General features: G+C 39.0%; 20 protein-coding genes. 10 read left to right on the forward strand and 10 right to left on the reverse strand.

Annotation, left to right across the window (positions count from 1 at the left end):
• Positions 1-9: 9 nt before the first annotated feature.
• From AACV01_RS13240 to AACV01_RS13260, 5 genes are read left to right on the forward strand one after another with little or no spacing between them, the layout of a single operon-like run.
• Complete coding sequence (locus AACV01_RS13240) at positions 10-321, forward strand: hypothetical protein (RefSeq protein WP_161683062.1); 312 nt, start codon at positions 10-12, stop codon at positions 319-321.
• The gene (locus tag AACV01_RS13245) at positions 318-572 is read left to right on the forward strand and encodes a hypothetical protein (RefSeq protein WP_237585031.1); all 255 of its coding nucleotides are present in this window, start codon (positions 318-320) and stop codon (positions 570-572) included. The genes AACV01_RS13240 and AACV01_RS13245 overlap by 4 nt, the downstream gene beginning before the upstream one ends.
• Entirely contained in the window at positions 556-1,029 is a 474-nt protein-coding gene (locus AACV01_RS13250; protein ID WP_161683066.1) for a class I SAM-dependent methyltransferase, read from the forward strand. Before AACV01_RS13245 ends, AACV01_RS13250 begins: the two co-directional genes overlap by 17 nt.
• Positions 1,026-1,667, forward strand: coding sequence for an MT-A70 family methyltransferase (locus AACV01_RS13255; RefSeq protein ID WP_112843754.1), 642 nt, complete (start codon positions 1,026-1,028; stop codon positions 1,665-1,667). Before AACV01_RS13250 ends, AACV01_RS13255 begins: the two co-directional genes overlap by 4 nt.
• A gap of 2 nt (positions 1,668-1,669) precedes the next feature.
• The gene (locus AACV01_RS13260) at positions 1,670-1,867 is read left to right on the forward strand and encodes a hypothetical protein (RefSeq protein ID WP_004250849.1); all 198 of its coding nucleotides are present in this window, start codon (positions 1,670-1,672) and stop codon (positions 1,865-1,867) included.
• Between the two features lie 195 nt (positions 1,868-2,062).
• Here the strand turns inward: AACV01_RS13260 and AACV01_RS13265 are convergent, their stop codons facing one another.
• The 3 genes from AACV01_RS13265 to guaB form a co-directional block, all read right to left on the reverse strand.
• Positions 2,063-3,259, reverse strand: coding sequence for a tyrosine-type recombinase/integrase (locus AACV01_RS13265; RefSeq protein ID WP_049203688.1), 1,197 nt, complete (start codon positions 3,257-3,259; stop codon positions 2,063-2,065).
• 218 nt (positions 3,260-3,477) lie between these two features.
• A complete protein-coding gene (gene guaA / locus AACV01_RS13270) occupies positions 3,478-5,055 on the reverse strand; it encodes a glutamine-hydrolyzing GMP synthase (protein WP_004250844.1) in 1,578 nt (525 codons plus the stop codon).
• An 84-nt stretch (positions 5,056-5,139) separates the two neighbouring features.
• Positions 5,140-6,606, reverse strand: coding sequence for an IMP dehydrogenase (gene guaB / locus AACV01_RS13275; RefSeq protein WP_004243391.1), 1,467 nt, complete (start codon positions 6,604-6,606; stop codon positions 5,140-5,142).
• 169 nt (positions 6,607-6,775) lie between these two features.
• Here guaB and xseA point away from each other — a divergent pair, with 169 nt between their 5' ends.
• The gene (xseA, locus tag AACV01_RS13280; RefSeq protein WP_020945832.1) at positions 6,776-8,164 is read left to right on the forward strand and encodes an exodeoxyribonuclease VII large subunit; all 1,389 of its coding nucleotides are present in this window, start codon (positions 6,776-6,778) and stop codon (positions 8,162-8,164) included.
• 112 nt (positions 8,165-8,276) lie between these two features.
• Here xseA and AACV01_RS13285 read toward each other — a convergent pair whose 3' ends face one another.
• From AACV01_RS13285 to maeB, 5 genes are all read right to left on the reverse strand, one after another.
• A complete protein-coding gene (locus AACV01_RS13285) occupies positions 8,277-10,526 on the reverse strand; it encodes a TonB-dependent receptor domain-containing protein (protein WP_161683068.1) in 2,250 nt (749 codons plus the stop codon).
• Between the two features lie 185 nt (positions 10,527-10,711).
• Positions 10,712-12,880 carry a S9 family peptidase gene (locus AACV01_RS13290; RefSeq protein ID WP_080973416.1) on the reverse strand — a complete coding sequence of 723 codons (2,169 nt, stop codon included), beginning with the start codon at positions 12,878-12,880 and terminating at the stop codon, positions 10,712-10,714.
• Positions 12,881-12,904: 24 nt separating this feature from the next.
• Complete coding sequence (locus AACV01_RS13295; RefSeq protein WP_223304308.1) at positions 12,905-13,759, reverse strand: TonB family protein; 855 nt, start codon at positions 13,757-13,759, stop codon at positions 12,905-12,907.
• Positions 13,732-14,601: a ChaN family lipoprotein gene (locus AACV01_RS13300; protein ID WP_004248271.1), complete on the reverse strand. Its 870-nt coding sequence runs from the start codon at positions 14,599-14,601 to the stop codon at positions 13,732-13,734. The genes AACV01_RS13295 and AACV01_RS13300 overlap by 28 nt, the downstream gene beginning before the upstream one ends.
• Positions 14,602-14,787: 186 nt before the next feature.
• Complete coding sequence (maeB, locus tag AACV01_RS13305) at positions 14,788-17,070, reverse strand: NADP-dependent oxaloacetate-decarboxylating malate dehydrogenase (protein ID WP_004250839.1); 2,283 nt, start codon at positions 17,068-17,070, stop codon at positions 14,788-14,790.
• Positions 17,071-17,619: 549 nt separating this feature from the next.
• Between maeB and AACV01_RS13310 the strand changes: the two genes are divergently transcribed.
• Complete coding sequence (locus AACV01_RS13310) at positions 17,620-18,243, forward strand: response regulator (protein ID WP_004248273.1); 624 nt, start codon at positions 17,620-17,622, stop codon at positions 18,241-18,243.
• Between the two features lie 69 nt (positions 18,244-18,312).
• Here the strand turns inward: AACV01_RS13310 and AACV01_RS13315 are convergent, their stop codons facing one another.
• Positions 18,313-18,873: a hypothetical protein gene (locus AACV01_RS13315; RefSeq protein ID WP_004248274.1), complete on the reverse strand. Its 561-nt coding sequence runs from the start codon at positions 18,871-18,873 to the stop codon at positions 18,313-18,315.
• Between the two features lie 200 nt (positions 18,874-19,073).
• On the opposite strand from AACV01_RS13315, the gene AACV01_RS13320 reads away from it, so the two are divergent.
• The 3 genes from AACV01_RS13320 to AACV01_RS13330 are packed head-to-tail and all read left to right on the forward strand — an operon-like array spanning position 19,074 to position 21,246.
• Positions 19,074-19,445 carry an ArsC family reductase gene (locus AACV01_RS13320; protein ID WP_004248275.1) on the forward strand — a complete coding sequence of 124 codons (372 nt, stop codon included), beginning with the start codon at positions 19,074-19,076 and terminating at the stop codon, positions 19,443-19,445.
• 5 nt (positions 19,446-19,450) lie between these two features.
• Positions 19,451-20,581, forward strand: coding sequence for a succinyl-diaminopimelate desuccinylase (gene dapE / locus AACV01_RS13325; protein ID WP_020945839.1), 1,131 nt, complete (start codon positions 19,451-19,453; stop codon positions 20,579-20,581).
• A complete protein-coding gene (locus AACV01_RS13330) occupies positions 20,578-21,246 on the forward strand; it encodes a M15 family metallopeptidase (RefSeq protein ID WP_004248277.1) in 669 nt (222 codons plus the stop codon). Before dapE ends, AACV01_RS13330 begins: the two co-directional genes overlap by 4 nt.
• Positions 21,247-21,314: 68 nt before the next feature.
• Here AACV01_RS13330 and tnpA read toward each other — a convergent pair.
• Positions 21,315-21,649: IS200/IS605 family transposase (gene tnpA / locus AACV01_RS13335; RefSeq protein WP_161683070.1), on the reverse strand; the 335-nt coding region annotated here is incomplete at its 5' end.

The following is a 21,649-nucleotide window of genomic DNA, read 5'->3' on the forward strand; positions in this document are numbered from 1 at the left end:
GGTGGAGTGATGGATAAATCAAGGCAGCAATTTGAAGAGTTTATTAAGTTTCACATGGATGATGCAGAAATAAATAATAAATTCGAAACAGCAAATAACGGATTAAATTACGCTGACCAATATGTAGATTTAATGTGGATTACATGGCAAGCATCACGCGAGAGTGCCGAACCAGAAATTAAACATCATCAACTAAGAGAGATCGTTAATACTTCGAGAGATACGGCAATTAAATATCAAGGGTGTCAATGCTTACGTTCAGCGTTAGAAGCATCCATAAGAAACAGCTTAATCAGCAACGGAGTTAAAATAAAAAAATGAATAATGAATATAACAGAGAGCAAATGAAATCAGGAATTCTATATGCTCGTAATCATTTAATTAGCGCATACAGAGCTAACTTTATAGAGTGTGATGAGAAGCAGTTCGCTTATATCATGGCCCAATTATCTCACGTTGCAAAGGAATCTATCGATATTGAATTAATGATGGATAGTGTTTTGTTATGCAATGATGAAGCTGAAAATTGGATTAAATCAAAGTTGGTATATAAAAATGAAACCAATACTTGATATGTGTTGTGGCTCTCGCATGTTTTATTTTGATAAACAAGACGACCGAGTTTTATTTAATGATATTAGAGCTGAACAACATATTTTATGTGATGGAAGAATTTTAAATATAACACCAGATATTATTTCTGATTTTAAAAACCTTCCATTACCAGATAATACCTTTTATCAGGTGCTATTTGACCCTCCTCATTTAATTAGGGTTGGTAAAAATAGTTGGATGTTTAAAAAATATGGTGCATTAAATAAAGACTCATGGAGAGAAGATTTAAGTAAAGGGTTTAGTGAAGCATTTAGAGTGCTTAGGCCTGGAGGAACATTGCTGTTCAAATGGAATGAAACCCAAATACCTGTCAAACAAATTTTAGCACTAACAGACCAAAAACCAACAGCAGTACAGCGTGTAGGTAAGAACGATAAAACGCACTGGATCTCTTTTCTTAAGGAGGTTAAATGAAAAAATACGACCTAATCTATTGTGATCCTCCGTGGGATTACAAAAATAAAGTTTCAAACGGTGCTGCTAAAAATCATTATCCAACAACCTCCCTCTTCAATTTAACCCATATCCCTATTCATTCTATTGCATCTGATAACGCAGTTCTTGCCATGTGGTATACAGGTAATTTTGTACTCGAGGCTATTAAATTAGCCGAAGCGTGGGGCTTTAAAGTGCGCACAATGAAAGCTTTTACTTGGGTTAAGTTTAATCCTTTAGCATGGCAACGAATTGATAAAGCCATTCAAAACAGCGAGTTATTTGATTATCACGACCTATTTGAACTATTAGATGCTGAAACAAAAATGAATGGGGGAAACTACACTAGAGCCAATAGTGAAGATGTTTTAATCGCTACTCGAGGCAATGGATTACAGCGCATTAGTGCTAGCGTTAAGCAAATCGTATTTAGTTGTTTAGGTGAACATAGCGAAAAACCGTGGGAAGTAAAAAACCGTCTTGAACAGTTGTACGGTGATGTAAATCGCATTGAGCTATTCGCTCGTGACATGTCACAAGGTTGGGATGCATGGGGCAATCAATGTCCTAACAACAGTATCGAACTTATCAATTCTCATTTTATTTGTAAGGAATAAATATGCCTGATATCGCAGATGATGCTAATGACTTAACGGATCTACAAATCAACACCGCATTAGCAAACAGAGAGCCACCAGCAAAAAGCTTAACGGGATTTTGTATCTGGTGTCGTGAAGAGCCTGTAACAGAGAACAGCGCTTACTGCTCTAAAGAGTGTGGTGATGATCACGCTCAGTACAAAAGGAAAAACGGCTAATGATTATTTTACTCACATTATTAGCTGTGTACTTATGGCTTGCTGGGTATCTGTTTTCAGAGTCTAAGCACGAAAGCGACAATATAAAAGATATTGTGGCCAGACTGTTTTACTCCACAATCTGGCCTGTTGTCGGTGTACTTTACCTATCGTCACTACTTGCTTATAAAACACTTGGCGAAGAATGACAAAGCGTTAATCTTTCTCTTTTATCCATTCATCCACCATATCAGCCCACTCTTGTAACATCTTTCTACGCTGTTCAGCATATTCAGCTTTGTTGTAAACGGCTCTAACGCCATTTTGAACGTGTGCTAAACATTTCTCTATCCAATCTGAGTTATAACCTGCTTCGTGCAATAGCGTGCTTGCTGTGCGTCGTAAATCGTGAACAGTAACCGGTTCGAACTCAATACCTTTTTCATTGATACGTTTTACGGTGCCATCAATCACGTTATTCAATGCAGCATTAGAAAGTGGCTTTTTAATATCATATCGACCAGGCATTAAGTAATCGCTTCCCATAGCACAAACTTTCATACCGGTTAAGATATCCATTGCTTGATCAGAGAGATAAATAACATGCTCTTTTCTCCCCTTCATTCGCCCTTTAGGGATCACCCATTGTCTGTTTTTAAAGTCTATTTCATCCCATGTTGCATGAATAAACTCAGACTTTCTGACTAATGTTAGCAATACAAATTTAACGGCCAATTTTAAGGTTGGATAACAACTATAGTTTTCTAGTTCATGAAATAAGATACCGATTTCTTTCGGCGACATTGCCCTTTCGCGCGCTTGAAAAGTCCCTATCGAAGAAGCCTTTATCGCATCTGCTGGGTTACTAATTTCATAACCTCTATCTATGGCATAAGTAAAAACAGAGCCAACAATCTCACGCACTTGTAATGCGGTCGCTTTTGCGCCTCTATCCTTTATCTTTTCACACAAAGCTCTAAGCCGTGGTGTGGTGATCTCTTCTAGTTGAAGCTTGCCGAATACAGGATAGATTTCTTTTTCAATAATTGCTTCTTTCATGGCCCTAGTAGAGTCGGCATATTGAGCATCATTAAGGAAATTGACGGTATAGTCTTTGAATACCGTCCCTATTTTTTTACTCTCAATACCGTCACGTTTCTTTGAAGCTGGCGATATACCTGCGTTTAGTAGCCTTTTTGCTTCAATTAATTCGGCTCTTGCTTCTGCAAGCGTGATACCGTCAGCACTGTATCGACCAAAAGTAACCGTTTCTCTTCTTCCATTAAAACGATAATCATATCTAAATGAAATAACACCACTTTTTGTCACTGCAACGTATAAACCATCTCTGTCAGACACTTTATAAAGCTTGTCTTGTGGCTTTAAACTTCTTAGTTTTGTATCGGTCAGCATGCTATAACCTCAATGCTGATACCGTCAAATGACAGCAAATTTATGACGGTATCAGTGTCTTAATTTTATAATTTATATTTTGATACCGTCTACTATACCGTCATTTTTTTCGGCTCTTGTCAACCATTACCAACCATAGAAAACAAAAAAGCCACCAGTAACTTACTGATGGCTCTTGGTTTTTTAACCTTTATCAACTATTACTGATAAACGTTATTTTATTCCCACTCAATCGTTGCTGGTGGTTTTCCGCTAATATCATAAACCACGCGAGAAATACCATTTACTTCATTGATAATGCGATTAGAAACACGGCCTAAGAAATCGTAAGGTAGGTGTGCCCAATGTGCAGTCATAAAGTCTACGGTTTCCACAGCACGTAATGAAACTACCCAGTCGTATTTACGACCATCGCCCATAACACCCACTGAACGGACAGGTAGGAATACTGTAAATGCTTGGCTGACTTTATTGTATAAATCGGCTTTATGTAGCTCTTCAATAAAGATAGCGTCAGCACGACGTAGTAAATCACAATACTCTTTCTTGATTTCACCCAATACACGAACCCCTAAACCTGGTCCTGGGAATGGATGACGGTATAGCATGTCGTAAGGTAAACCTAACTCAAGTCCGATTTTACGCACTTCATCTTTAAATAGTTCTTTTAGTGGCTCCACTAAACCTAACTTCATATCTTCAGGTAAGCCACCTACGTTATGGTGTGATTTGATCACATGCGCTTTACCTGTTGCAGATGCGGCTGATTCAATCACATCAGGATAGATTGTGCCTTGTGCTAGCCATTTGACTTGCGGTAATTTAACCGCTTCTTCATCAAAGATTTCAATGAAGGTATGACCGATAATTTTGCGTTTTTTCTCCGGATCGTTTTCACCTTTTAGCGCAGTTAAGAAACGATCTTCAGCTTCAACATGGATAATATTAAGGTCAAATTTGCCTTTAAACATCGCCATAACTTGTTCGGCTTCGTTAAGGCGTAATAAGCCATTATCAACAAATACACAGGTTAAGCGTTTACCAATGGCACGATTTAATAATAATGCGGTAACAGAAGAGTCTACACCACCCGATAGCGCGAGAATAACGTGATCGTCGCCAATTTGTTGTTTTAAACGAGCAACAGTATCTTCAATAATCGCCGCGGATGTCCATAATGCGTCACAACCACAGATATCTAACACAAAGCGTTTTAAAATGGCTAAACCTTGATGGGTATGGGTAACTTCTGGGTGGAACTGTACACCATAGAAACGCTTCTCTTCATTTGCCATAATCGCAAATGGGCAAGTTTCAGTGCTAGCAATAGTGACAAAATCAGCGGGAATAGCCGTAACTTTATCACCGTGGCTCATCCATACATCTAATAAAGGTTTGCCATCTTCACTTACGGAGTCTTGAATATCACGGAACAGTTCGCAGGTTTCGCGGATCTCAACTTGTGAATAACCAAATTCACGCTCACCTGAGACTTCAACATCACCGCCTAATTGCATAGACATAGTTTGCATGCCATAGCAGATACCTAATACCGGCACACCCGCATTAAAGACGTATTCCGGAGCGCGTGGGCTATTGTCTTCTGTAGTACTTTCAGGGCCACCAGACAGAATAATACCATTGGGGTTAAATTCACGAATTTGTTCTTCTGTAACATCCCATGCCCAGAGTTCACAATAAACGCCGATTTCGCGAATACGGCGAGCAATAAGCTGTGTATATTGCGAACCGAAATCAAGGATAAGAATGCGATGATTATGGATATTTGCTGTCATTTGTGGTGAATTCCAAAACAAATAAAAAGTCATTAAATTGAAAGGTTTGTTAACATTTTCTGTTTTCAAGCCTTTCTCGAATAATTACATACCTAAACGATAGTTAGGCGATTCTTTCGTGATAGTCACATCATGAACATGGCTTTCCTGAATACCCGCACCACTGATGCGAACAAATTCAGCTTTGGTATTTAATTCTTTGATGGTTGCACAGCCTGTTAAGCCCATACATGAACGTAAGCCACCCATTTGTTGGTGAACGATATTTTTCAGTAAGCCTTTATATGCCACACGACCTTCAATACCTTCTGGTACTAATTTGTCTGCTGCATTATCAGTTTGGAAATAACGATCTGATGAACCTTTAGACATTGCGCCTAAAGAGCCCATACCACGGTAAGATTTATAAGAGCGACCTTGGAATAGCTCGATTTCACCCGGAGATTCTTCTGTACCTGCAAACATAGAGCCAACCATTACACATGCTGCTCCAGCGGCTAATGCTTTAGCAATATCACCAGAGAAACGAATACCACCATCGGCAATCACCGGGATGTTGCGATCTTTCAGTGCTTCAACAGCATCAGCAATCGCAGTGATTTGTGGAACCCCAACACCTGTTACGATACGAGTGGTACAAATAGAGCCAGGGCCAATACCCACTTTAACAGCACTCACACCTGCATCCGCCAGCGCTAAAGCCCCTTCTGCGGTTGCCACATTACCCCCAATAATAGGTAAGTTTGGATATAAAGCGCGAGTTTCACGAATACGCTGTAATACCCCTTCGGAATGACCATGTGAGGAGTCGATAAGAAGAACATCAACACCAGCTGCCACTAATGCGGCGATACGCTCTTCGTTACCTGCGCCAGCGCCAACCGCAGCACCTACACGTAAACGACCATGCTCATCTTTACATGCATTAGGCTTACGCTCTGCTTTTTTGAAATCTTTAACGGTGATCATGCCTTTTAAGTGGAAATGATCATCGACTACTAAGGCTTTTTCTACGCGCTTCTCATGCATTTTTTGCATAACAACATCACGCGCTTCACCTTCTTTAACGGTAACTAAACGCTCTTTTGGCGTCATTACCGCAGTGACAGGTTGATCTAAATCAGTGACAAAGCGAACATCGCGACCAGTAATAATACCCACTAATTCATTGTCTTTAGTCACTACCGGATAGCCAGCAAAACCATTACGCTCTGTCATTGCTTGGACTTCGCGTAAAGAAGTTTCTGGTGTTACCGTGATAGGATCCGTTACAACACCGCTTTCATGTTTTTTAACACGACGAACTTCTTCAGCTTGGCGTTCGATAGGCATGTTTTTGTGGATAAAACCAATTCCACCTTCTTGAGCTAATGCAATAGCTAAAGATGCTTCAGTCACAGTATCCATTGCAGCAGAAAGCATAGGCACATTTAAGCGAATTGTTTCAGTCAGTTGAGTAGATAAATCAGCAGTATTAGGAAGGACAGTCGAGTGTGCAGGAACTAACAAAACATCATCAAATGTAAGTGCTTCTTTTTTAATTCGTAACATAGCAATATCTCACCAAGGCGGCTTTTAAGAAATGGAAAATATTGCCGCGGCATTATACACACCGTAATCGGTTGCTTCTAGCTTTTTTTGAAAATTTTTATTGATCCTCTGGCTAACTTAGGTAGTATCAGTCAATTAAGTCTTTGTTTTAAAATTTGATCTGGCTCACATGACTCTACCGATAAACAATAATATTTTTACTGTTAGCCGTCTAAATAAGACCGTTCGCCAGTTATTAGAAATGGAAATGGGTCGCATTTGGATCAGTGCTGAAATTTCCAATTTTACTCAACCTGCTTCTGGTCATTGGTATTTCACGTTAAAAGATACCCATGCTCAAATTAGAGCGGCGATGTTTCGCGGTCAAAACACAAAAGTCACTTTTCGCCCTCAACATGGTCAGCAAGTATTAGTACGTGCGACTATCACGCTGTACGAACCTCGTGGTGATTACCAACTGATTGTCGAAAGCATGCAACCGGCGGGTGATGGATTATTACAGCAGCAATTTGAGCTTTTAAAACAAAAACTAAGCGCTGAAGGTTTATTTGATGCTCTTCATAAAAAACCACTACCAACACCTGCTAAACAAATTGGGGTGATCACCTCCTCAACTGGCGCAGCCTTACACGATATTTTAAATATTCTACGTCGTCGTGATCCCTCGTTACCTATTATTATTTATCCCACAGCCGTTCAAGGTGCGGAAGCACCAATGCAGATAGTCCATGCCATTGAACTGGCTAACCGCCGTAAAGAATGTGATGTGCTAATTGTCGGCCGAGGCGGTGGCTCATTGGAAGATCTCTGGGCATTTAACGATGAGCGCGTAGCCCGTGCTATTTTTGCTAGTGATATTCCTATTGTCAGTGCCGTGGGTCATGAAACCGATGTGACTATTGCTGATTTTATTGCCGATCTTAGAGCGCCAACCCCTTCTGCCGCCGCTGAGTTAATTAGTCGCAACAAACTCGAGTTATTACGCCAATTGCAGTCACAGCAACAACGTCTTGAAATGGCAATGGATTATTATCTAGCAAAAAAATTACGCGCACTAACACAACTTCATCATCGCTTACAACAACAGCATCCGCACTTACGGCTTGCTCGCCAACAAAATGTATTGGCTACAACTAAACAGCGTTTAGTGACCAGTTTTCAGCGCCTCCTACAAACAAAACAGAATCAACACACTCAGCTAAAAAAACGCCTTAATTACCAAGAGCCAAGTCCACAAATACAAACACTACTGCGCCAACAACAACAGTTAATTTATCGTATGAGAGAAAGTATTTCACAACAGCTTGCTCGTCAACGTGAACAATTTGCAATTAGCTGTTCACGTTTAGAAAGTGTGAGTCCTCTCGCAACCCTTTCTCGCGGTTACAGCATTAGTGAAGTTGCTTCAGGTGACGTACTGAAAAATACGAAACAAGTTAAAAAAGGTGATACGCTAAAAACGCGTGTTGAAGATGGCTGGATCACCAGTGAAGTGATAAATACACAAAAAATATCTGTTAAACGTAAACCAGCCCCCAAGAGCAAGTCATCCATTTAAACCATATACATGGCAACCATAACAACGGCATCTTAATGATGCCGTTTTACTTGGTAACGATGGATAGCAGAAAACGCTTTCGCCCTGCTTTCACGGTATATTACCGTTTATATTAAAAACGAATTTCTCCACCAAACAGGAAACTTCTGCCTCTAGCCGTTTGTTTATTTTGTCCCTGTTCATCCATAATTGGCGCTGAATTACTTCTATCAAGTGCATTTGAATAATTTTTATTCATGAGATTATGTACCGCAAATTTTAATGACACATTTTTATTCATTTGATAGTTAGCGTACGCGTTGATCACGGTAGGGATTTTTTCTTGTTCGACCATGGGAATAGTGCCTGTATCAAAATCAAACCCTTCAGCTGAAGCTTTACGACTTTTACCGGTAATTTGAATGATGGTGCCTAATTCGAGAGATCGGTCATCGAATAACCTCACACCAGCATCAATTGTTGCGTAGTATTTGGGAAGTTCTGATGCAGGACTTTGCCCAAAATCCCCCATCGCAAGAGAAGTGGGTTGTGAGGTACGCTCATTGCTATAAGAAAGTGTGGTATAAAATACATCAACATCATAGTTTACTTGTAGTTCATAGCCTCTCATCGTGACAGGATCAAGGCTATTTGTGTATAAATAGATATTTCCATCGTATTCCATGCCACTGTAGTCATCGTCAGTAAAAGTGCCATCGATTTTACAGCGTTTACCCCCTTTACAAACATTATAAGAATCACTGGAAATATAGTTTTTAACTTTAGTATGATACCAAAGTGCTTTTAAGCGAAAGCTGTCTCCGGCAACAATTAAATCAGGGCGATAACTATTAAAACCTATTTGGAAAGTATCCGCTTTCTCACTTCTTAAAAAGGGGTTCATCGATGCCCCACCTTCATTAGCAAAGAAAATTTCCTGTGGGTTCGGCGCCCTTGTCGTATGGGCATAACTGATAAATGGTTCAAATTCAGGGATAATTTGTGCAGAAAAGAGTGCTCCCGGCTCCCATGCTTTTTCGTGGCGATTAACATTCATCGCACCTTCAGGGAAACACGCTGCTTTGGGATCACAAGCGGGTTTATATCCTTTAATATGATAATCCGTATAGTTTAAATTTAATGCGAGGGTATAAATATCGTATTCAAATTTTATTTGTGAAAAAAGACTGCTGATGTCGTTTTTTCCTTGCGGAGCAAATACATTGTATTCAATCATATTTTGTGATTGCCATGGATCGCTCGAAGGAGCTGTCACTTCTCGATTATAATCAATCGACATCAGTTTAGTGCCTAATGTTAGTGCCATATCCAGCTCATGATAATTAAATCGACTGGTATTTTTAGCGACAAGTGCATTGGAAATATTTTTCGCATGCCCATTGCGTAATGACATTAAAGAGTCACCGGCAAATTTTTGTGAAGCTTGGCTTCTGCTCAATAATATTTCACTATCAAAAAGATCGTTTAGCGGGGTATAACGATATTTAGCATAATAATCTTGGCTCTCTATGGTTCTTCGATTAAATTTATTATTATAAAACCGACCACTTAATTCTATTTCATGAGAATCATTGGGTTTAAACGATATTTTTGCTAATTCAGAATGTGGCTTTTGGTTAAAGTCTTTAGTGGTTGCAAACTCATGACTATTAAAACCCGCCCCATTTTTATAAGAAGATTCAATATTATGTCCACTTATGGCAAACATAGCGCCAATATAACCATCATGATTAAGTATCGGCTGTTTTCCTGCAATCGCAACCATACCGTTATAACCTAATCCATTAGTCCCTCGAGCCGCTTTACTTCTTATTCCCCAACGATGATTAGAAAATAAAACATCATCAATACCTATTGTTTTAAAATTAGCACTCCCCGCTAATGCATTAATACTATTTTCACCATCTTGTTGACCACGAGAAATATCAATTTGCACAATAAAGTTAGGATCGATCATGCTATTAAACTGGTTGTATGGTTGTCCACCATGCGCATATTGGCTAGGTGACGTGCTATACATCGTTTGTGTCACCCCATCAATCATCATATTGACTCGACCAAAACCACTTAATCCCCGGATATTAACCCCAACCCCCGGCTGACTGGCATCCATTTGGGTGTAAGTTCCCGGTGTAGATCGTAATGCTTGTTCTACCGAGCTAAGATTATTGATTTCACCAATAGCGCTATAAGCCCCCGGCTTAGCTAACGCTTTTTGCTCTGGTGTTTGTTTTTGTGCCGATGAGACTTTTAAACTACTAAATTGAACTGTTTTTTCCGTTTCAGCCGCAAATACCAGAGAATGAATACCAGAAAATAAAATACAAGAGCCAAGTATGTTCCTTGTTAATTGAGTTTTCATAATAAACCTATTCTTTGTTTTATTTAAATAGGCTCACTTTGCTTTCTATAAGCTAAAAGTTATTTAATTTAATAAATAACGATATTGTTATTATTGTTTTATAAGATAAGAATCAATAGCATTAACCCTGTCTCTCATTAAAGAGAGACAGGCTAATCATTAAAAATTTAAAAGGCTTGATTTAATTACTTGATATTTTGTGTCTTAAAATAAATATCAGGCTGCTCTAACATTAAAATAAAGGCATATTCTCTCGCAGTATCACGTAGACGATTAAAACGACCGGATTTACCTCCATGTCCTGCACTCATATCGGTTTCAAGCAGAAGTAAATTATTATCTGTTTTTAATTCACGTAATTTAGCCACCCATTTTGCCGGCTCCCAATATTGAACTTGAGAATCATGTAAACCTGTAGTGACCAATAAATGAGGATAGGCTTTAGCCTCAACATTATCGTAAGGACTATAAGATTTTAAGCGGAAATAAACGTCTTTATCTGCAGGATCACCCCACTCTTCATATTCACCTGTTGTTAATGGAATAGAAGCATCCAGCATGGTTGTCAAAACATCTACAAATGGTACCTGGGCCACAACACCACGGTAGAGTTCAGGTGCCATATTGATAACGGCTCCCATAAGTAATCCACCAGCACTACCGCCCATCGCGTAGACATGTTTGGGTGCACCATAACCTTGGTTAATAAGGTATTTTGTGGCGTCGATAAAGTCAGTAAAGGAGTTGACTTTATGCTCCATTTTCCCTTGGTTATACCAGCGTTTGCCTAATTCACCACCACCTCTAACATGGACAATGGCATATACAAAACCTCTATCTAATAAACTTAAACGGGCAGAGCTAAACGAGGGGTCGATACTGCTGCCGTAAGAGCCATAACCGTAAATTAAGATTGGATTTTCGCCTTTCTTAAATAAGTCTTTACGATAAACCAGCGATACAGGCACCTCTACACCATCTTGTGCTTTTACCCAGATACGTTCACTTTCATACAAATCATGCTTAAAGCCTTTCACTTCCTGCTGTTTAAGCAATTGTTTTTCTTTGGTTTGCATATTCCATTGATAGGTAGAAGAAGGCGTGGTCATTGAGGTATAACCAAAACGTAACTCTTCGCTATCAGCTTGTGGATTGACACTTAGCCATGCCATATAGACAGGATCATCAAAAATAATATTTGTTGATTGTCCTGTTTTCCAATCAATTTGGCGTAATGACACTAAACCTTGTTTGCGCTCTTCAAGCACTAACCAACGATTAAACAGTTCGAAGCTTTCCAAGTCTACTTCTGGCTGAGGAGCAATTACGGTTTGCCAAGGTGCATCGATAGAGGCCGTTTTATAAAGACCATATAGCTCACTTTCATGATTAGAGCGAATATAAAATTCACCTTTAAAATGATCGATATAATATTCTCGACCTTCTTGGCGAGGAGAAAAAACCACCATGGGTTTTTCTGGTGCATTGGCATCAATTAAACGATATTCAGAGGTTGTAGAGCTTGCAATAGTGACTAGAATATAATCTTCTGATTTGCTTTTCTCCATCCAGGTATAAAAACGATCATCAGTCTCTTCAAAGATTTTCACGTCTTGTTTTCTATCACTACCGTATTGATGGCGATAAATTTGGTATGGCAATAAAGTTTGCGGATCTTTATCTACATAGAACAGTGTTTGGCTATCATTTGCCCACACTAAATTTGCTGAAATATTGGTTAAAACATTCTCTTGCCATGTTTTATCTGTCAGATCTTTATAAGCAACTGTATAGTTGCGACGTCCTTCTTTATCTTCAGCAATAGCAATACGTTTGTTATCTGGACTAATGGCTAAATCACCTAATTGATAAAACTCATGTCCTTTAGCTCGTTCATTACCATCAACAAGAATTTCCCATTCTCCATCACTTCCTATTGGTTTACGTTGATAAATAGGAAAGTCTTTACCTTCTTGGTAAATGGTTTGGTAAGTATAGCCATTATAATCATAAGGCACTGAGGCATCATTTTGTGCCATACGCTCGACCATCTCATTATAGAGCGTATTTTCTAGTGTTTTGCCCGCTGCCATTACTGACTCAGTATAAGCATTTTCAGCCTTAAGATAGTCAATAACTTGTTTATCTTTGCGTGCATCATCCCTAAGCCAATAATAATTATCAGTACGAGAGTCACCATGTTCTGTCATCACATGGGGGATTTTATTCGCTTTCGGTGGCATCATAATAACGTCCTTCTCTGTTTGAGCCATTGTCGGTGTTGCGGTGATCAAGATTGCCATCATGGCACCTGTTAATCCCTGCGTCACCGTTTTTCTTGTCGCGGATAACATGTTTAATTCCTTGTTATGTTAGGATTATAAAGTCAATGTGGAAAATTCAATTGCCATTTCAATTGTTATTTGACCATTAAAAAGCAGTTCTTCTGGGGGCTTTGGTAATGGCTGAGCACGCTTAATAACACTTTGTGCCTCTTTATCTAGTGAGCGCACACCACTGCTATTAATCAATTCGCAGGCTATGACATAACCTTGTCCATCAACAATAAAACGCACTTTAGGTGCTCCCGTACGCCCTTTTCTTTTCGCTTCTTCAGGATAAGCTTTATAACGATTTAAATGACCTTTGGCTTTAGCTTGCCATAATGCCAAGGCATCTGCTTCTTTATTTGCATCACTATCATAATTTGCAGAAACATCGTTAGCCTGTTGTTTCGCAACAGAATGACTTGTTGAGGGCGCGGATAGGCTCGATACATTTTCACTGACAATAGGTGAAGGTTTGGTTGGTGCAATTGAAGGGGCAACCTTAACTGAGGTCTGGTTTTGTAGCACTTTTTTCGGCTTTTCAAGCAAAATATCTGCATTTTCATTAATAATAAGATTGGGTTGTTTCTCCGCAATCTCTTGCTGCTGTTTTTTTTGGCTGGCGACAGCCATTTGCTGATCAACACCGACAATCTGTTTTTCTTTATTCACCGCTTGGACGTTTTCACTTAAGCTAAGCATAACAGCCGGTGCAGGTTGATGGATTATCACTGGGCGTTGTTGCGTGATATAGAAATAACTAATGACTAAAGTAAAATGAAATACTATTGATAAAATAAAGCCTGAATATCGACAAGGCTGTAATTGCGCCATTTGGTTAACGGAAGAGGAGATCAACATATGCGTATTATCAATAATCAAGGATGGGCTGCAGGAGTTATCCACAAATAATCGGCATGTTCAGAGGTAATATCGCTACCTTCTTCTGCCATAATAAGTACCGTGACTGTTTCATTAGGGGCTAAATCCTTAATATGTAAAGGTACACCCATTAATTTAGTGGCATGAAATGAGCCGGCAATCAACAGTGCGGGCATAGGGGCATTTAATAAACTTTTTGCCATTGCACGATCACGCAGTTGTTGGATCACGGTCATTTTTTCAATTTGTGTTTTATCAAGTGCACCACCATGAGAAAGCTCAATAGTTTTACTAATAAGCTGACGAACAGCAGGTTGCGTTGAATATTCACCTTCAATATTAGGTGGATTTTTATATGCATTTGTAATATCACTGCGATCGATATTAGCAGCTAACAATGGATAATCTGCTTGTAGCCCTTCTTTAATCAGATTGCCATACCCTTTCCAAGACCAGCCTTTATTCCAATTGAGTACAGACATTAAACGTTCATCACGTAAATATTGTGAGCTAGAGTAACGTTTTTTCGTATTATCAACTAAATTTTGCTGATCTGGCGTCAACATCTCTAATAAAACCGCACCTTGAGGACGTTTATTGGGAAGTTGTGTCATTAACCAATACTCAATCTCATGGTGATATTGATTGTCATGTTTTTCGCCAACAATCACCCGCGATTGGCTGGCTAATTGAGTTAATAGCGCATTAGCTGTGATTGTCTTTCCTGTACGCGTATCAATAATATTGGCTGATGTAATAATAGCGGGAGTTGTGCTAGGTACGGTGTTTTTTTCTACTGTACTACATGCGCAGACAGTAATAAGTGAAACTAATAACAGGAACCATTTAGATATTGAAAAAAACATATTAACCTTATAGTTATATTTACTTATTTTTAATATAGGCTTAGATTAATATTAATAATAATAATTATCAATATCATTGTTATAATTATTTGTATTTAATGTTGACAGATTGATACCGTAAAATAAAAACGCCTTTTATTAAAAAAGGCGCTTTGCTTAAAGTGGTTATTTTAATCAGTTTAGCGATTAGCGTTGAGATTGTGTTTGTGCTTCAACCACAGCTAATGCCACCATATTAACAATGCGACGAACAGATGCAATTGGCGTTAAAATATGGGCAGGCTTAGCAACTCCCATTAACACTGGACCTACCGTTACCCCATCGGAGCTAGTGACACGTAATAAGTTATAGCTAATGCGCGCCGCTTCCATTGTTGGCATCACTAACAGATTAGCTGAACCTTTTAGTGGGCTGTCTGGCATAATATCGCGACGAATTGACTCAACTAAAGCAGCATCAGCATGCATTTCACCATCAATTTCTAATTCTGGTGCGCGTTGTTTAATAAGCTCTAACGCTTTTCTTAATTTTATGGATGATGGGCTGTCAAAAGAGCCAAAACTTGAGCGGGATACTAATGCTGCTTTTGGCTCAATACCAAAGCGACGAATAGTATCTGCCGCCATTATAGTGATGTCAGCAAGTTGCTCAGCGGTAGGATCTTCATTTACATAGGTATCAGTAATAAAGGTGTTGCCACTAGGCAGTAATAGTGCATTCATCGCCCCTGCAGTATTAGATCCTTCACGTAAACCAAAAACATTTTTATATATTTCAAAATGTTCCGAATAACTTCCCACGGTTCCACAGATCAAGCCGTCTGCTTCTCCTCTACGTACCATAATTGCGCCAATTAGTGTTGGATTACCAATAACGGCTCGACGAGCTTGTTCTTGCGAAACACCACGACGTTTCATTATTTGATAATATTCTTGCCAATATTCTTTAAAACGCGGATCGTTTTCATTGTTTACAACTTCAAAATCTCTACCCGCTTGAATATGTAAGCCTAATTTCTGAATACGCATTTCAATCACACTAGGACGACCAATTAGGATCGGCTCAGCAAGTCCTAAAGTGACTAATTCTTGAGTCGCATGCAGAACGCGGTTATCTTCCCCTTCCGCCAATACAATGCGTTTTTTCTCTTTTTTCGCTTGAGCAAAGATAGGTTTCATAAATAAATTCGTTTTATAAACGAATTCATTGAGGTGTTCGATATAAGCGGCGAAATCTTCAATTGGACGGGTTGCCACACCTGAATCCATTGCAGCTTTTGCAACGGCAGGCGCAATTTTAACAATTAAACGTGGATCAAAAGGTTTTGGAATAATGTATTCTGGACCAAATGACAGTTCTTGATCGCCATATGCGCTAGCAACCTCTTCATTTTGTTCTGCCAGTGCCAATTCAGCAATTGCATGTACACAGGCAAGTTTCATCTCTTCATTGATAGCGGTTGCCCCCACATCCAGCGCACCACGGAAAATGAACGGGAAACAGAGAACATTATTGACCTGATTAGGAAAATCAGAGCGTCCGGTACAAATAATCGCATCTGATCGTACCGCTTTGACTAACGGTGGTAAAATTTCTGGCTCCGGATTTGCTAGCGCAAGGATCAGCGGGTCCCGTGCCATTTTTTTCACCATCTCTTGGGTCAGTACCCCCGGCCCTGAGCACCCTAAGAAAATATCGGCATCGTTGATCACATCATCAAGTGTGCGGCTGCCGTTATCTTTAATCGCATAAGCCGCTTTAGTTTCTGCCATATTGGCTTCACGGCCTTGATAAATAACCCCTTTTGAGTCACAAACAACAATATTTTCACGCTTTAGCCCTAAAGCGACAAGAAGGTTCATACACGCGATAGAAGCAGCACCGGCACCTGAAACCACTAAGCGAACTTTATCAATATTTTTACGAACAATACGTAACCCGTTGATAATAGCGGCCGTAGAAATAATTGCCGTACCATGCTGATCATCATGAAAGACAGGGATATTCATCCTCTCACGCAGTTTTTGTTCAATATAGAAGCATTCCGGTGCTTTAATATCTTCTAAATTGATCCCACCAAAAGTCGGTTCTAATGAAGCGATAATATCCACCAATTTATCAGGATCGGTTTCATTCACTTCAATATCAAATACATCAATGCCGGAGAATTTTTTAAATAATACGCCTTTACCTTCCATCACAGGTTTTCCTGCTAAGGCGCCAATATTACCAAGTCCTAAAACAGCCGTACCATTAGAGATAACGGCAACCAAGTTACCTTTCGCTGTAAAGCGATACGCAGCTAAAGGATTAGCCGCAATTTCAAGGCAAGGAGCCGCAACACCCGGTGAATAAGCTAATGCTAAGTCACGTTGTGTTATTAGTGGTTTAGTTGGTGTCACTGTGATTTTGCCAGGATTAGGGAATTCATGAAAATCCAATGCACTTTGTTGTAGTTTGTCTTCCATCTTCATATCCTTTGTATCAATAGGGTAAGGGCTTGGTTAGTATAATGGTAATAGCTCGTTAAATCATGATGGTATCGACACTTTTTTCAAATTAGTTCATCTCATTTATTATAAACTGTTCATACCTATTTATGGGTATATTATTAACCCAGTTTAATTTCATTATGGAAATAAACACGAACAGAAAAAATACAATCTTTGTTTATTATTTATCTATAACTAAATTAACTCTTAAAATAATTAAACTTTTTATATTGTTTTATAAATCAATAACTATTTTTACTTGTAGTTGCATTTTAATATAGTTAAAAATTAACTTAATACATTGTAATAAAAGGATTTATCTATCATTAGAACTTTTATTAGTCGTTTTGGTTATTTTCTTTTTTACCCGTAACAATAATTGGTGTAATATTGCCAACCGTCAATTTTATTTTCTTATTGTTTTAATAAGATATCTGATTCTAATTTTTATTCCTTATTTGGAATTTATTTTTTATTTTCTGCTGTTGAAAAGATTACGCATATTATTTTTTAGGGAGAGGGGTTATGCCTAGCTACTCAATTATGATAGTGGATGATCACCCTATCATGAGATATGGATTACGGCTATTGTTAGAGCAAGACAAGGAATTTATTGTAGTAAGCGAAAGTGGCAATGCTCAAGAAGCAATCACCACAGCAAAACAGTTAAATCCTGATCTTATTATGATGGATTTACACCTTCAAGGACGCTCTGGTATTGATATTATTCGTTCTCTGCGTCGCTGTGGTTTAACATCTTATGTATTGGTTTTATCAATTTCAGATTCTCGCAATGATGTGTATGCTGCATTAGATGCTGGTGCTAACGGTTATTTATTGAAAGAGTGTGAACTTGATATGTTGCTACTCAGTTTACGTAAAGCGGTGGTTGGGCGCCCCGTTTACAGTGAAAAAGTTTGGCAATATATCCAATTAAGACAAAACTATTCTGATCCGCTATCTGCATTAACAAAAAGAGAGCTTGATGTCCTTCAAGAAGTGGCGGTGGGAATGAAAAATAAACAGATTGCCGAAAATCTGTTTATCTCAGAAGAAACCGTCAAAGTACATATTCGTAATATCTTAAAGAAACTACAAGTGACATCACGTTTAGCGGCGAGCCTTATCTTAATTAAGCATCAGCACTAAACGAATTTACCCCGACATTAAGTCGGGGTAATTAAGTTCTTAAGGAAGCCATTCTCTCACTTTAGAAAATCACTCAATAGGGACAGGATAACTTAATACTTTGAAGTGATTATCGGGTAACTTTTCAATTTTTAACTGATAAAGCTCTCGGTTGATACCGTTAATCACTATATCCAGTTCACTAAATGCTGACTGTACATCACTATTTCTAGCCCAAGCAGGAATATCTTTGACACCATAATAAAAATAGATAGTACTTTTATCTGAATCGATAGGTTGTATCTCTTTTATTTGGCTAATAAAAAGGTGTCCATAACAAAAATCTTGATATGGTTGCCAAGCTTTTCGTCCCTTCTCGCTTAGAGAGAACACCCACTCGTCACCATCGACAGTTTGTTCAATTAAACCAGCATCCATTAATGCATTCATTCGCTCTAAAACCCATGGAGCATCATTTTCATTACTGTAAACGGGCCATTTCCCTTCGCCTAAACACAATAAATAATCACTGTTAAAAAATGCCTGTAGGGCTGTTTTATACTCATCAACCTTTTTGCTGTCTTCATCTTCATTAGCCCAGCTAAAAGTAGAGAGTAAAAGCAATATAAGACTCAGTGAAATACTTTTCATATTTTCTTTTACCAACGGAAATCTTTATTTCTATTACTCTACGTTACACAATTCGTTACACTTAGGTGACAGGTTAATATCCAATATATTTTATAATGTAAATAGGATTTTTCACTACAACAAAACCTGCTACTTTGGATCTGTATAACACTTATACGTATTGATACCAATATTACGTATTGTCATATAAGGAAAATATCATGTCTACTACTAACCTGACATACACGATGTACGGCATAAAAAATTGCGATACAATCAAAAAAGCACGTAAATGGCTAGATGATAATCATATTCCTTATGTTTTTCATGATTACCGTAAAGACGGTTTGAAGGAAGCATTATTACTCACCTTTACAGAAAATTTAGATTGGCAGACATTGGTGAACAAAAGAGGAACAACTTGGCGTCAATTATCTGATGAAGAAAAAAATGCTATCACTGATGTGAATGCAGCCATTGCACTTATGCTTGATAAACCTGCCATTATTAAACGTCCAATTTTAGTCTCTTCTGATAATCGTTTTATGGTAGGTTTTAATGCTAATGATTACCTGACTTTTACAGGAGCCTAATTTTTATGTCCTGCCCTGTTATTGAACTTGCACAACAACTTATTTCTCGACCTTCCGTAAGCCCAGATGACCAAGGTTGTCAGCAACTGATCATCGAAAGATTAGCACCTTTGGGCTTTACCATTGAAAAAATGCCTTTTGGTCAGACCGAAAATCTTTGGGCATGTCGTGGTGGTGAGGGAGAAACCCTCGCATTTGCAGGACATACCGATGTTGTTCCTCCCGGCGCTAATGCATTATGGGATCACCCGCCTTTTGAGCCGTCTATTCGTGATGGAATGTTATATGGCCGAGGTGCCGCCGATATGAAAGGCTCTCTCGCAGCCATGGTTGTCGCGGCTGAACGATTTGTGCATGCTTATCCACAACATCGTGGACGTCTTGCTTTTTTAATTACCTCTGATGAAGAAGCCGATGCTCATGATGGTACCGTTAAAGTGGTCGAGTCATTAATATCTCGAGGAGAGCGACTTGATTATTGCTTAGTGGGTGAACCATCAAGTCAGCATCAACTCGGCGATATGATAAAAAATGGCCGACGGGGTTCAATAACAGCAAATGTCACTATTTATGGGACGCAGGGCCACGTTGCTTACCCTCACCTTGCACAGAACCCTATTCATATGGCTTCACCTTTTATTCACGAGTTAGTGAATACAGTATGGGATAATGGCAATGAGTATTTTCCCGCCACTACCATGCAAATTGCCAATATTAATAGTGGAACTGGCAGTAATAATGTGATCCCAGGTGAGTTATTTATACAGTTTAACTTTCGTTTTAGCACCGCTATTACAGATGAAGAAATTCGTCAACGTACTGAAGCATTATTACAAAAATATCAGCTGCGTTATCACATTTCTTGGTCTTTATCTGGGCAACCTTTTATCACTGGTGAAGGAAAATTACTGGATGCGGTACGTTATTCAGTAAAACACTACACCAATATAGAGCCAACGCTTTCAACTAGCGGAGGCACCTCCGATGGACGATTTATCGCCCAAATGGGTGCACAAGTTGTTGAATTAGGGCCTATTAATGCCACCATTCATAAAGTAAATGAGTGTGTCAGTGCTGCTGATTTACAACAACTTAGTCGCATCTATCAGCGGATCATGGAGCAGATTATTTTATGATAACCCCTTTAATGTTAACGGGTCGTTCTACGGATCATTTAGTGACTTTATCAGAGCGACATCATTTACAGTTTAATGCGACAAAAGCCTTTTTAGCGTTACAACAACAAGCGGCCAAAGCGGGATTTAAATTAATGCCTGCCAGTTCATTTAGAAGTTTTGAACGTCAATTAGCGATATGGAATGGCAAATTTGAAGGCACTCGCCCTGTATTAGATGCTGAAAGTCAACCTATTGATATTCAGACATTATCAGAAGGCCAACGCTGTGAGGCGATTTTAAAATGGTCTGCATTACCCGGAGCAAGTCGCCATCATTGGGGCACCGAAATTGATTTTTACGATCCTTTCCGTTTACCTAATGGGCAATCATTGCAATTAGAACCTTGGGAGTATGAACAAGGGGGCTATTTTGCACAACTTAATGACTGGCTGACTGAAAATATGTCAGCTTACGATTTTTATCGCCCTTTTACCGATAAAGAGAGTTATATTGCCTATGAGCCTTGGCATATCAGTTATTTGCCTCTCTCTTATGAAGCTTCGCAGGCCTATACTATCGATATCCTTCGCGCTGTTTTAGAAGAAGAGCCGATTTTAGGTAAACAATGGCTATTAGATAACTTAGAAATGGTTTATCAACGCTATATTGTGCTACCAGAATAATTAGATTTTATCCAAAGCACCGTAAAACCCCGTCCTTCAGGTCGGGGATATAAGGCGCGGTTTTTTAACTAACTCGGTGTTTCCTGTTGCTCAATGTACTGGCGGATAATAGATATTGCTGCGCCACCACAACTCCCCGCGAAATAACTCGGCGACCAAAGAACCCCCTTGTAGTAATCACGTTGGGCAATATCAGGACGATCACGTCGAAGTAATCGACTCGACACCCCTTTAAGGCTGTTAACCAGATTAGATATCGCCAGTTTTGGCGGGTAATTAATCAGTAAATGAACGAGATCCCGTTCCCCATCCATTTCAACCAGCTCAACATCAAAATCAGCACAAACACTGGCAAAGTAGCCTCGCAATTTTTCAATTGCATCCTGATCAAATATTTTTCGCC

Source organism: Proteus sp. G2609, from assembly GCF_963896135.1.
GTDB classification, from domain to species: Bacteria; Pseudomonadota; Gammaproteobacteria; order Enterobacterales; family Enterobacteriaceae; genus Proteus; species Proteus mirabilis.

Excerpts from the sequence above, each read along its gene's own strand:
- AACV01_RS13240 (WP_161683062.1), top strand. The coding sequence starts at position 10 with ATGGATAAATCAAGGCAGCAATTTGAAGAGTTTATTAAGTTTCACATG.
- AACV01_RS13245 (WP_237585031.1), top strand. The coding sequence starts at position 318 with ATGAATAATGAATATAACAGAGAGCAAATGAAATCAGGAATTCTATAT.
- AACV01_RS13250 (WP_161683066.1), top strand. The coding sequence starts at position 556 with ATGAAACCAATACTTGATATGTGTTGTGGCTCTCGCATGTTTTATTTT.
- AACV01_RS13255 (WP_112843754.1), top strand. The coding sequence starts at position 1,026 with ATGAAAAAATACGACCTAATCTATTGTGATCCTCCGTGGGATTACAAA.
- AACV01_RS13260 (WP_004250849.1), top strand. The coding sequence starts at position 1,670 with ATGCCTGATATCGCAGATGATGCTAATGACTTAACGGATCTACAAATC.
- AACV01_RS13265 (WP_049203688.1), bottom strand. The coding sequence starts at position 3,259 with ATGCTGACCGATACAAAACTAAGAAGTTTAAAGCCACAAGACAAGCTT.
- guaA (WP_004250844.1), bottom strand. The coding sequence starts at position 5,055 with ATGACAGCAAATATCCATAATCATCGCATTCTTATCCTTGATTTCGGT.
- guaB (WP_004243391.1), bottom strand. The coding sequence starts at position 6,606 with ATGTTACGAATTAAAAAAGAAGCACTTACATTTGATGATGTTTTGTTA.
- xseA (WP_020945832.1), top strand. The coding sequence starts at position 6,776 with ATGACTCTACCGATAAACAATAATATTTTTACTGTTAGCCGTCTAAAT.
- AACV01_RS13285 (WP_161683068.1), bottom strand. The coding sequence starts at position 10,526 with ATGAAAACTCAATTAACAAGGAACATACTTGGCTCTTGTATTTTATTT.
- AACV01_RS13290 (WP_080973416.1), bottom strand. The coding sequence starts at position 12,880 with ATGTTATCCGCGACAAGAAAAACGGTGACGCAGGGATTAACAGGTGCC.
- AACV01_RS13300 (WP_004248271.1), bottom strand. The coding sequence starts at position 14,601 with ATGTTTTTTTCAATATCTAAATGGTTCCTGTTATTAGTTTCACTTATT.
- maeB (WP_004250839.1), bottom strand. The coding sequence starts at position 17,070 with ATGGAAGACAAACTACAACAAAGTGCATTGGATTTTCATGAATTCCCT.
- AACV01_RS13310 (WP_004248273.1), top strand. The coding sequence starts at position 17,620 with ATGCCTAGCTACTCAATTATGATAGTGGATGATCACCCTATCATGAGA.
- AACV01_RS13315 (WP_004248274.1), bottom strand. The coding sequence starts at position 18,873 with ATGAAAAGTATTTCACTGAGTCTTATATTGCTTTTACTCTCTACTTTT.
- AACV01_RS13320 (WP_004248275.1), top strand. The coding sequence starts at position 19,074 with ATGTCTACTACTAACCTGACATACACGATGTACGGCATAAAAAATTGC.
- dapE (WP_020945839.1), top strand. The coding sequence starts at position 19,451 with ATGTCCTGCCCTGTTATTGAACTTGCACAACAACTTATTTCTCGACCT.
- AACV01_RS13330 (WP_004248277.1), top strand. The coding sequence starts at position 20,578 with ATGATAACCCCTTTAATGTTAACGGGTCGTTCTACGGATCATTTAGTG.